Source organism: Chitinophaga sp. 05T412 (assembly GCF_056396465.1).
This window is the reverse complement of the sequence record NZ_JBFTLN010000032.1, coordinates 1-10969: the sequence shown is the minus strand read 5'-3', so window position 1 is coordinate 10969 and position 10969 is coordinate 1. Positions and strand designations below refer to the sequence as shown.

Annotated in this window: 8 protein-coding genes; 1 reads left to right on the top strand and 7 read right to left on the bottom strand. The window is 48.1% G+C overall.

The features are described from left to right. The 5 genes from AC1DFM_RS34495 to AC1DFM_RS34475 form a co-directional block, all read right to left on the bottom strand. Window positions 1-4354: beta strand repeat-containing protein (locus tag AC1DFM_RS34495; RefSeq protein ID WP_477081333.1), on the bottom strand; the 4354-nt coding region annotated here is incomplete at its 3' end. Window positions 4355-4447: 93 nt separating this feature from the next. Next, window positions 4448-5590 carry an ABC transporter substrate-binding protein gene (locus AC1DFM_RS34490; protein WP_477081332.1) on the bottom strand — a complete coding sequence of 381 codons (1143 nt, stop codon included), beginning with the start codon at window positions 5588-5590 and terminating at the stop codon, window positions 4448-4450. Between the two features lie 18 nt (window positions 5591-5608). Next, window positions 5609-6163, bottom strand: coding sequence for a phage tail protein (locus AC1DFM_RS34485; protein WP_477081331.1), 555 nt, complete (start codon window positions 6161-6163; stop codon window positions 5609-5611). An 18-nt stretch (window positions 6164-6181) separates the two neighbouring features. Beyond that, the gene (locus tag AC1DFM_RS34480; RefSeq protein ID WP_477081330.1) at window positions 6182-6739 is read right to left on the bottom strand and encodes a phage tail protein; all 558 of its coding nucleotides are present in this window, start codon (window positions 6737-6739) and stop codon (window positions 6182-6184) included. Between the two features lie 11 nt (window positions 6740-6750). Then, on the bottom strand, window positions 6751-7326 hold the full coding sequence (locus AC1DFM_RS34475; RefSeq protein ID WP_477081329.1) for a phage tail protein: 576 nt from the start codon (window positions 7324-7326) through the stop codon (window positions 6751-6753). A 127-nt stretch (window positions 7327-7453) separates the two neighbouring features. Between AC1DFM_RS34475 and AC1DFM_RS34470 the strand changes: the two genes are divergently transcribed. After that, entirely contained in the window at window positions 7454-8362 is a 909-nt protein-coding gene (locus AC1DFM_RS34470) for a bifunctional UDP-sugar hydrolase/5'-nucleotidase (protein ID WP_477081328.1), read from the top strand. A 9-nt stretch (window positions 8363-8371) separates the two neighbouring features. On the opposite strand, the gene AC1DFM_RS34465 is transcribed toward AC1DFM_RS34470, so the two are convergent. Both AC1DFM_RS34465 and AC1DFM_RS34460 read right to left on the bottom strand, forming a co-directional pair. Then, the gene (locus tag AC1DFM_RS34465; protein WP_477081327.1) at window positions 8372-9292 is read right to left on the bottom strand and encodes a PorP/SprF family type IX secretion system membrane protein; all 921 of its coding nucleotides are present in this window, start codon (window positions 9290-9292) and stop codon (window positions 8372-8374) included. 9 nt (window positions 9293-9301) lie between these two features. Then, window positions 9302-10969, bottom strand: a 1668-nt coding sequence (locus AC1DFM_RS34460) for a T9SS type B sorting domain-containing protein (RefSeq protein ID WP_477081326.1), incomplete at its 5' end; no start/stop codon positions are given.

Sequence of the window (10969 nt, the reverse complement as noted above, 5' to 3'; positions counted from 1 at the left end):
TGCTGGCGTTGAGCGCAAATGGTGCGTTGCCATATGTTTTGGTGCTAATCGCCGGGAAGTTGATGATTTGTGTAGCGGGTCCTATTGTCAACGTACCATTCACCAGTAGGAAGTGGTAGTTGGTAGCACTCAATGTACCCATCGCCACCGTAATCGGATAATTCCCTGCAGGGCTGGCCGTGGTAGCCGTCGTGTTGAGTACCGGCGCACCACTCACTGCGCCACTGTTATCACTCAATACAAAACCGCTGATGGTATAAGTAAGCGGCGGATTAATAGCGCCAGCTTGTTTTTGTTTGTTATCTGCTTTTACAGTCAATGCAGCTGTGGCTACACTGAAAGCAACATTCACCGGTGTAGCTGCGCTGTAATTGGCGTTGCCGGCCTGTGTAGCGGTAACAGTGACGTTGCCAGCACCGGTGATCGTCAGCATATCGCCACTAATGGTAGCCGGTCCGGAAGCAACGGAGAGGCTCACCGGTAAACCGCTGCTGCTGGTAGCGTTTAATGCGAACGGTGCATCACCATATGTTTTTCCGGAGATAGATGTGAACGTGATGGTTTGTGTAGCCGCGGTCACCGTCAGCGAACCATTTACAAAACTGAAAATATAATTAGCGGCGCTCAGGTTGCCAGCTGTTACTGTAATTGGATAAGTACCTGGCGTACTGTTGATATCCGCCAGGGTGCTGATATTGGCGGCGCCATTGACTACACTGTTGTTATCTCCATTCACAAACCCGGTAATGGCGTAGGTCAATGCTGGATTAGGCTGCAGATATACTTTGGATGCATTGTTTGCCTTCACTGTGAGCACCGCTTTATTGACCGTGAAGCTTTGTGTGACAGGTGCGGCAGGAAGATAGTTGCTATTGCCTGCCTGGTTGGCTGCAATGGTTACAGTACCCACACCGGTAATGGTTACCATATTACCGCTAATGGTAGCAGGCCCGCTGACCACCTGATAGCTCACCGGCAAACCACTGCTGCTGCTGGCGTTGAGCGCAAATGGTGCGTTGCCATATGTTTTGGTGCTAATCGCCGGGAAGTTGATGATTTGTGTAGCGGGTCCTATTGTCAACGTACCATTCACCAGTAGGAAGTGGTAGTTGGTAGCACTTAATGTACCCATCGCCACCGTAATCGGATAATTCCCTGCAGGGCTGGCCGTGGTAGCCGTTGTGTTGAGTGCCGGCGCCCCACTCACTACGCCACTGTTATCACTCAATACAAAACCGCTGATGGTATAAGTAAGTGGCGGATTAATAGCGCCAGCTTGTTTTTGTTTGTTATCTGCTTTTACAGTCAATGCAGCTGTGGCTATACTGAAAGCAACATTCACCGGTGTAGCTGCGCTGTAATTGGCGTTGCCGGCCTGTGTAGCGGTAACAGTGACATTACCTGCACCGGTGATAGTCAGCACATCACCATTGAGGGTAGCCGGTCCGGAAGCAACCGTGAAGCTCACTGGTAAACCGCTGCTGCTGGTAGCATTTAATGCGAACGGTGCATCACCATATGTTTTTCCGGAGATAGGTGTAAACGTGATGGTTTGCGTAGCCTTGGTCACCGTCAGCGAACCATTTACAACACTGAAAATATAATTAGCGGCGCTCAGGTTGCCAGCAGTTACTGTAATTGGATAAGTACCCGGCGTGCTGTTGATATCCGCCAGGGTGCTGATATTAGCAGCGCCATTGACTACACTGTTGTTATCTCCGTTCACAAACCCGGTAATGGCGTAGGTCAGTGTCGGATTCGGTTGCAGATAGGCTTTTGTTTTGTTGGTTGCCGTTACGGTGAGCGTTGCTTTTGCTACGGTTATTGTTTGGGTAACCCTTGCTGCTGCCGTATAATTGGCGTTGCCTGCCTGGTCGGCAGCCATCACAATATTGCCTGCGCCGGTAATGGTAACGGTATTGCCACTAACGGTAGCGGGTCCGCTGAGTATACTGAAGGTTACCGGTAAACCGGCATCGCTGGTAGCGTTTAGTGTAAATGGTGCATTGCCGTATGTCTTATTGCCGATAGGTGTAAACGTGATGATTTGTGTGCCCTTCGTAATAGTAAGGGTACCGTTTACGGCCGTTAACGCATAGTTAGGCGCAATGGTATTGCTCAAATCTGTAGTGATGGGATAGGTGCCTGCCGGGCTATTGACATTAGCGCCGAAGGAGGCGGCTACCACACCCGTAATTGCTTTGGCAGAATCTTCATTGTATACAAAGCCGGTGTAGGTGAAGGTAGGAGCCGGATTGGGCTTACCGTACGGCCGACTCACATCATTGACTTTTATTTGCAGCGGATGCTTGTTAACGGTCAGTGTTTGTGTTTGAGGAGCTGCCGGCAGGTAGGCATTGGTAGCCGGCGCATTGGCGGTAATAACCGTGGTGCCTACTCCCTTAATTTTAATCTTACCCGCAACAGTATCGCCTACATTTTTATTAGCGGAACTGTATACAATAGGGCCATCTCCGGTGGTGGTGGCGCCTGGATCAATATCGGGTGCGCCATAAATAACCGGCGCTATAGGAGGGAAGGTAATCGTTTGTGCGATAGGCTGGTACTCAAATGCGCCCAGGTCAATAATGGTATTGCTGATGCGTGGCTGTCCGCCCAGATCTAGCAGGCCTGCCTGTACCGTATAACCGTTATTGTTAGTCTGCGGATCACCGTGGTTGATTGCGAAATTATTTTTTGTCAGACGCAGATTGCCGGTGGCCGCATTTACAAACTGCACGGCAGGTGTCGCCTGATGAGTAGTAGTGGTGGTATAAAACTGGTTACCCAGTATGGAGTGGTTGATGGTACCGGTTGAGAAACTAACATCTCCCGATCCGGTATTGCCGGATATAATACTATTGTTAACCGTGAGCGTACCGGCAGTACWCATTAGTCCGGCGCCAGCTGTTGCGGAGGTATTACCGGTGATGGTAACATTGGTCAACACGAATACGCCATTGTTGTTTTGAATAGCCCCACCTTGTTGTCCGCTGCGGTTACCCAAAAAGATACTGTTGGTGATGGCTATATCGCCACTGGTATTGATAGCGCCTCCTCCATTGGCAGCGTAGTTTCCGCTGAATTGTGTATTGAAGATTTTTATATGACCACTGCTGGTATTAAGACCACCACCTGTGCTGCCGGTAGCTTGTCCGGCGGTGATGATGAAACCATCCAGCAATGCATTGGTAACCGTGTTGCTGACAGTAACTACGTGTAAACTATTGGTGCCATTAATACCGGAGGTGTTTAACAAGATATTGGCAGCATCATCTCCACCCACGTCTCCACTGAGTATCACCGGGTTGGCAGGAATATTCCGGGCAGTGATGCTGGCCTCATTACCCGCAAAGCCGCCATATATAGAGATATTCGCCGGGATCACGAAAGAGGCGTTGGGATCTGTGCCAGCTGTTGGTTTGTAAATACCTTTCGCTACCCAGATCTGCGTAACGCCATTGGCTGGATCTATGGCTACATTCAACGCATCCCGTAATTCGGGGAGGGGCTTGGCCCAGGAGCTACCATCGCCAGGTGTGGGGGATTGGTTGTTGACGTATACAACGCCCTGCGGACTCGGATTCACAATCGCCAGGTTGCAGGGTGGCGTTTTTAATAAGTTGAAAGGGGTAACTACCGGGAAAGCAAATGTATTGTCTTTATTCCACAGGGACACATTTTCTAATTTACTACGCAGGTAACTGGCGGAACCAGCGAGGGAAACGCAATTGTACCTGGCGTTTACTGCGCGTATGCTGGGAAATTGTAACACCGGCGTTGCAGGAGGCATAACTGATTTGGAAGAAGTGAAATCGCAATCGTTCAGGGTAGTATTCCAGGAAGACCGGTTGATATTGATACCAGCAATTACTACGGGCGCAACAATTGTTCCGGTGAAAGCAAAGAGCTGATCACCGGCAAGTCCAAGGCTAACAAAGGCATTCACATTATTAAGGGTATGATTGACGGTGGTAACAGTTCCAATAGTGGCGGTGGGGGCATATTTACAGGAAATAACGATTTGCTGTCCGGCATGTATCAGGGTACCACCGGAAGACCATTGTATGATACCATCTGTTTGTGCGCCTTTGTTAGGAGGGCAGGAGAGGGATTGAAAATGGGTTCCTGTCCAGCCAAGGTCGGTAAAATAGATGACTGTATTGGCAGGGCAATCATGCAGCATGACAAAAGAGAACGCATCATTTTGTGTTGCGCCGTTGGTGTTGTCGTCATATGTATTGAAGCCGGTAAATACGAGGTCGCCGGCATTGATCGCCTGCGCCTTTACATCTTGTACTAAGCCGGTCAATAGCAGCAATGCTGTTAAAGTCCTGAGTAAAGGAAGCTTCATATTGGGGAATTTCTTTGGAATAAGAAAAATATAAGTACACACCCTGCTTTCCAGGATGAAAAATTCAGTCATGATGTTTTATACGTGCCAGGTTCAGGCGCAGAGGTAAGTGTTAATCCAGCCGGTAGCTATGCCGTCTCTTTTTTCATTAACGATTTCCTGCCACACCTGCATAGTGTTGTCGTTTCCTTGGATTACCGATGGTTCGAAGTCCTCATTTGTTTGTACCAGCCATGCCGGTGCAATCATGTGATGGGTGGCCGTATCCATTTGTAAAGGGCCACGCGGACTGTCCAGGGTAACTTGTTGGAGCGCTGCAAGGATGTCTTTGGCGCGGAAATAGTGAGAGTTTGAGGTGTTGTAAATATGCCCGATGATCATGCCCGTGTCCCAGCCATGCATACCAGGGAGATTTGCGTCCCTGCCGGTGTAAATTTTAAATTGGTTCTTAAATAATTGATTTGCGTTATTGTTGAGTGTTGATATCCATGGAACGTATCCACTCACGCGGAATGGTAATTTCAGCGCGCCATGAATACCTGTTATCGTTTCGTCCAGCATCATGGGGCTGGCGATTATTTCCAGGGGTTGTGTGATGTTTGCCTGTTGCAGCTGTTGCAAAAAGCAATGCGCCAATTCACCATTGAAGAGGGCGAGTAATGTTTGAACCTGTTGGTGTTCATTTAGGAAGTTAAGCAGTGGTGCGGAATTGAATGTTTTAATGGTATACTGGCTAACGAAGTTATACTGTATAGCACCACCCAAATCCATGTAGGGCTGCAGCATGGCATGGCTATGCGAGTAGCCGCCATCATAGAAAGAGGTGCATACGGCTGCTGTCGGAGAAATACCGGCGGCATAGCCACCTGTTAGCCTGCATTGGATAACATTGTTGAGGGTATTGGATAACACTATGGGATGTGGTTCCCATTCATGTTGATATTTAGCGCCATTATGTACTACCAGGAGGAGCCGGTTCAACGGTTTTGCAAGAGCGGCGATTTTACTTACACTGGTTTGGTCTGCGTATACAATTAAGAGATCTACCTGTTCGGTGATCAATAGTTTTTCGGCTTGTACGAGTAGTTGTTCGTCATCCGTGCCATACCCAATGTTGGCGGTAATGAATTCGGCGCCGATCCCTTTGTATAACAGGTATGCCTGTATCCCTTGCAGAAAATCATGTTGCAGCAAGGGGTGAAAAGTAGATCTGGGTAAAAGTGCGCCTATTTTCATATGGTTTATCTGCGGTTATTAGAACTGCGACGGAAAAATGCCAAACATTGATATAATAAAGCTGATGGCTGCGAAGGGTTGCATGTTTGCCTTTGGTTGTCCATTCCCGGTGTTTTGTACTGTCATCATCGTGGTCGCCGTGGAAGGTGAAACGAGCATGGGCCCCAGTTTGTGAGCGGCATCTATGGTAGTACTATATATCAGGCTACCATTGGCAACAGTCGGGTAATGATTGTTTGCGGGTAAGAGGGGACCTGGATTGGCGCCCATGGCTTGGATAAATACGGAACCCTCTAACAGGTGGCTATGTGGTGGCAACTGACCAGCCGTTAGTGTTACGGTTTCAGCGCCACCCATTTGCCCCAATGTAAGTCCCATTCCCACATGTACGGGCATTCTCCCCTGGAGATCCGGTAAGCCAAAAGTATTGATACCATCTCCTCCATACGTGGTACCAATTAAATTAAACAGCACGGTGTTATCTGCAATAGAGAGCAATTGCCCCTGGCAGAATTCCCAACCAAGGGGTGCAAAATTTCCTGCGAATATTCTTATTTCTCCTACAAATGGCATTGATAGGGGTTTTAGATGTTATGACCTGGGGGGAAATATTCCCTGCAATGCAATGACAAAATTGATCGTCAGGTAAGGTTGCATATTGCTGACTGGTTGAGCAGTGGTATTCAATGCCAGGGCTGTTATATCAGGTGTTGTACCTGCCAGCGAACCTGCGCCTGCGGCAGATGCGTACAACGGCGTACTGGCAGCCACTCCCGGATAGTGATCCACAGGGTCATACGCGTCATTAGTACCTCCTGCCGGAAGAGACAGTGCCCGTTTGTTAATGGGATGTGTATGCGGCGGTAGTTCGTTGATGGTCAGTGTTACCTGTTCCTGGCCGCCCTGGTCCCCCCAGTTTCTATTGGTAAGGTTAGTACCCTGCCCAACACCCAGGAGTACCCGCCCTTGCAGGTTGGGTAGTGCAAAGGTACTGACACCATTTCCACCATAGGTAGTACCTAACAGGGAGAAGAGCGCTGTATTCGAATTGATGGGAAGTAATTGTCCGTTGCAAAGGGCAAAGCCCAATGGTGCAAAATTACATCCCAGCATAATAATCTCTCCTACAAATGATTCGTCTGCAGACATATACGGTATGCTTAACTACGTGAGGGGAATACACCTTGTAAGGCGATAACAAAATTAACGGTCGTAAAAGGTGCTAAGTTTGGAACCGGTTGCTGCGAGGGCGCGTTGTTTTCCGTTTTTAACGGATTACCAACGGGATCATCCACCATTTGCGACAATGGTGTAACAGCCATTTGTTCATCGGCCTGACTGCTATATCGTGGATTCCCCGCAACAGCATCAGTAGGGAAGGCATTCGCCGGAGATACCAGGGTAGGAGTACTACCTGCTGCCTGCGACAATGTTGCCGTCACCGCATGGGTATGGTCCGGTAAATTAGTGCTATTAAGGGAAATGGTGGCTGCACCACCTGATTCACCTATTACATGATTTATGCCCGGCCCCTGGCCTTGATGTAGGGCGCAGCGCCCCTGTAAGTCCGGTAATGCAAAATTGGTAGTACCATTCCCGCCAAAATTAGTACCCAACAGGKAGAAGAGCGCTGTGTTGGTTGAAATAGCCAGTAACTGGCCGTTACATAATGCGTAGCCTTTGGGCGGGAAATTAAAAGATACCATTACGATCTCAGAAAGAAATGGTGTTGCCATCTGACAAATTGCTTGGTTGTTGTTGGGGATCTTATATTGTGCTAAACAAACTAAGCTCTTCTAAACTACACTAAAAGTAAATTATTTTTATCTCAACAATAATTTAAATTTGAAAAACAAATAAGTAGTGAGAATTGTTTCTTCCTACGGCACTTTTATACCCCTGGCATCTTATACCCCTGTAAACATGAATACTACACGCCGCTCTTTTCTTTGCAATACTTCCCTGGTAACAGGTTGGTTGCTGTTGCAGCAATCTTTCAAATCTTTTGGGGCTGCTGCCGGTAATGCCACCTATCTGCCTGGTAATAACCGGGAAATACTGATCTGGTATACCAATGATTTGCATGGCGAAATGACGCCTCTCTTACCAACCCAACGTCAGGGGCTTCTCCTGGATGCGGGTGATTTCACCCACCCTGACCCGCATTCCGCTGCATCGTTAAACATGATTCAGGCAATGAACCTGGCCGGATATCACGCCGCTACTATCGGGAATCGTGAATTGGCAAATGGTCAGGCTGCATTGGCCGTGCTCATTCCGCATATGCAGTTCGCACTCGTAAATTGCAATTATCGATTCACTGACCCCATATTACGTAGTGGTGTATTGCCCTATAAAATAATTTATGCCGGTTCCTTGAAGATAGGCGTCACCGGAGTAGGACCTCAGCTGGACGCAAGTAGCGGTGTTACCTGTTTACCTCCCATAGCGGCAGCTAATGCCGTGGCTACCCGGCTTAAAAACGATCATGGATGCCAGGTAGTCATCTGTCTTTCACATCTTGGAATGGAACAACAGCCTGATAAAATTGACAATAGCAATATGGCGACTGATACTACGCATATTGATTTCGTCATAGGCGGTCATCAACAACATCTTCACCACATGATGGTATACCGGAACCTTTTGGATCATGAAGTGCTTTTTAGCCAGGCTGGATGGAGTGGGAAGATGGTAGGCCGTATGAAAATGTTGTTTGATGAAACACGGCAGGCATGTGGTATTCAACCGGATCGTATCATTGCTGCATAAAATTTTCCATTATTTCCTGAATAAATTCAACGTCAGATTTATTTCAAAAGTACCACTGGTGTAATTGCTGAGTCCTGCGGTCTGCGAATGATAGATCAGCTGAAAGCCGGCAACAGACCGGTAATTGGCGCCTACGCCTGCGCTGAAACTGTTCGTGGAATGATACATACCGAAAGCATTCAGTTGACTATCAAGAAAGGAAAAATTCGCACCGGCATCAATGATATTATCATAGCCCTTTATGCCACGGTAGCATACTTTCGGTTCAATCGCGCTCAACTCTGTACCAACGTTGAATTTGTAGCTGGTAGCAGCAAAAAACACCGAGCGGTCAATGCCCAGGTCCGCAGAACTATTTTTTACAAGGCTTACCAGGTTGGGCAGCGAAGCCTGCGCGGTAAAACCTTTAACGGTGTAAGCCATCCCGAAATCTGCTTCAAAATAATTATCTCTCCTGTTAAAGGCATGAATATCCGGATCAGTGATATCTCCATTTAAATCTTTCGTGTCCAGTCGTCTGGCTATGAAAGCGCCTGATAGTCCAAAGTGCAGTGCACTGGCGCCACTCAGCGATAAGGGCAGGTGATAGGCATAGCTAAAAGCTACTTTGGTATTGTTGAGCAAACCTGCTTTATCATTGAATATATTCAGGCCGATACCTACCCGTTTAAACAGCTGATAGTCGGCTGTTGCCGCTTTTGTTACCGGTGCGCCGTTTATACCAGACGATTGGTGGCGATAGGCCAGATTGACGTGTAGTCCTGTATCTATGCCCGCCATGGCGGGGTTAGCGAGATAAGGATTCAAAAAGTATTGTGCGCCCAGTGGTTCTACCAGCATTTCAGGGTTCCCTGCATTTTGTGCGCCGGCAGAGAAGTTGCTGAGTGCAAATGCACTCAGCAACAGGAGGTATGAGATGTACTTCTTCATGATCATTACTTAGTTTGAATGGATGATAGTGATGAATCCTTTGAACTGGCGATTACTATCACCCAGTGTGATAACGTAGTAATAGGTGCCTTCTGCCAGTGGTTGGCCGTTCACCGTACCATTCCAGTTATTGGTATAACCGCGTTTTTGGAATACCATTCTTCCGGCGCGGTCATAAACTTTTACTTCATTCTGCGGATACATATCAATATTCTTAACTACCCACAGATCGTTTTTACCGTCGCCGTTAGGGGTAAGGATATTGGTGGCTTCCAGTTTGTAATCTTCTTTCACGGTGATCGTCACTTCTTTGGTAACGCTACACTTAAAGAGATTAGAGATGGTCACCTGATAAGTAGTGGTTATTTCCGGACGGGCTACCGGCGCCGCAATGCCTGGGTCATTCAAGCCTGTGGCTGGCGTCCATTGGTAGCTGTTACCACCGGAAGCAGTCAGCGTAATGCTTTCGCCTTTACTGATGGTCGTATTACCACCTGGTTGTATGTGGCCATCAGGCAATGGATGCACGGTAACAGTAACTGGTGCCGATGACATACCAACATTGTTACTATAAATTGCTTTCACGGTATACACCCCGCTTTCGCTGGCGATGAAGGAGCTGCCGGTAGCATTTGGTATTTGTACATCGTTGCGGTACCATTCATAAGCAGGAGCCGCGCTGGCTTTCAGTGTAATGTTATCGCCATCGCAGAAGGCCGTGCTGCCGCTTGGGGTAATAACCGGCGTTGCATACGATGTTACGGTGATGGTTTGTGTTACGTCGGTAGCTGGCTCATAGTTATTATTGCCGGCTTGTGTAGCCGTGATATGCGCAGTACCGGCAGTACCCACATGTGCAGTATTACCATTTACACTGATGACAGTAGTATTATCACTGCTAAAGGATACCGGTAAGCCGGAGTTGCTGGTCGCCAGCAGCGTAAAGTCAGGATCTCCTTCATTCTTATCACCAATCGTGGTAAACGTGATCTGCTGTGCAGCACGCGTAATGGTAAGCTGACCGTTGACATAAGTAATGTTATAGTCGTTGCTGCTAAGGCCGGACGGCTGGATAATATAAGTGCCGGCATCCGTAGCTCCCTGTGAATTACCACTGTAGCTAAGTGTACCGCTTAATTTACCCGCGTCATCGTTTCCAATAAATCCGCTATAGCTAACACCATTGCCGTCCGTATAGGCGGTACCGGTATAAGTGCGGGTATCGTTGCTGGCAGTTACTGTCAGCGTTGCTTTGCTCACCGTGAAGCCTTGCGTTACCTGCGTAGCTGGTAGGTAAGTAGCATTMCCTGCCTGGTTAGCGGCGATGGTTACATTYCCCGCACCGGTAATGGTAACGGTGTTACCACTAATGGAAGCCGGACCGCTTACGATGSTATAAGTCACCGGTAATCCGCTGCTGCTGGTRGCGTTCAGYGTGAATGYTGCTGCACCATACGTTTTATTAGTGATCGCCGGGAAGGTGATGGTTTGAGCCGTTTGATTTGCTTGCCCAATAGTTAAGGTACCGTTTACCGATGTGAACTGATAGTTAGCAGCGCTTAATGATGTAATAGCCACCGTGATAGGATAAGTACCCGGCGCACTATTGGTAGTAGCSGTAGTGCTGAGTGTAGCCGTACCAGTTACCACGCTGTTATCTTCACCATTCACAAATCC